The sequence below is a fragment of the Oscillibacter acetigenes genome (assembly GCF_025567605.1).
Lineage (GTDB): Bacteria > Bacillota > Clostridia > Oscillospirales > Oscillospiraceae > Oscillibacter > Oscillibacter welbionis.
Genome location: NZ_JAOQKG010000005.1, coordinates 1 through 578, shown reverse-complemented (window position 1 = coordinate 578; position 578 = coordinate 1). Strand labels below are relative to the sequence as shown.

Below are 578 nucleotides of genomic sequence, written 5' to 3'. Positions count from 1 at the left end.
GATGGTGTTCAGACCGCAGTAGTTCTGGTCCTGGCAGTGGTGGGCGCAGTTGGTGACCGTGCACTTGATGCTCTGGTTGGGGGTGCAGGCGCAGCCGTTGTTGGTATTCGTCATAACAAAAGATCCTCCTGCGTGAAAAAGTGTGTGGCTTTCGCCGCCCTCTAGTGTGCGCAGGCGCGGCCGGGTTATGTACGGTCCGGCCTGGGTAAAAATTTGTCACAGGCGGGCGTGTCCGGCGTCCGGTTTTTGGCGCGGGGCGCGGCGACGCAATGGCCGTCATGGATCTCTACAAAACGGCGGCGCGTTCGGATGTAGTGCTGGTAGTAGTGTGCGCAGTCGGAACAGGTGAACGAATCCATATAGGGTGTCTCCTTTCTGATTGAGTTCTTAGATTGTACTGCAAGTTGATGAAATCATCAGAATGCATTGTGACTTCAAAATGATATCGTGATTTCGGTTTTTTGTGCAAAAGTATTTTATAACAAAGAAAATGCAGAATATATGTTAACTTTTATCACACAAAATATGTGATAAAAATTTTATATAAAAAGGTGGGCCGCTCTATCTGAGCGGCCCAC

At 49.3% G+C, this 578-nt stretch carries 1 protein-coding gene; it reads right to left on the bottom strand.

The genetic code is table 11. The features are described 5' to 3' along the window. Positions 1-185: 185 nt before the first annotated feature. Complete coding sequence (locus tag OCV80_RS10785; RefSeq protein ID WP_158629790.1) at positions 186-359, bottom strand: hypothetical protein; 174 nt, start codon at positions 357-359, stop codon at positions 186-188. Positions 360-578 lie beyond the last annotated feature (219 nt).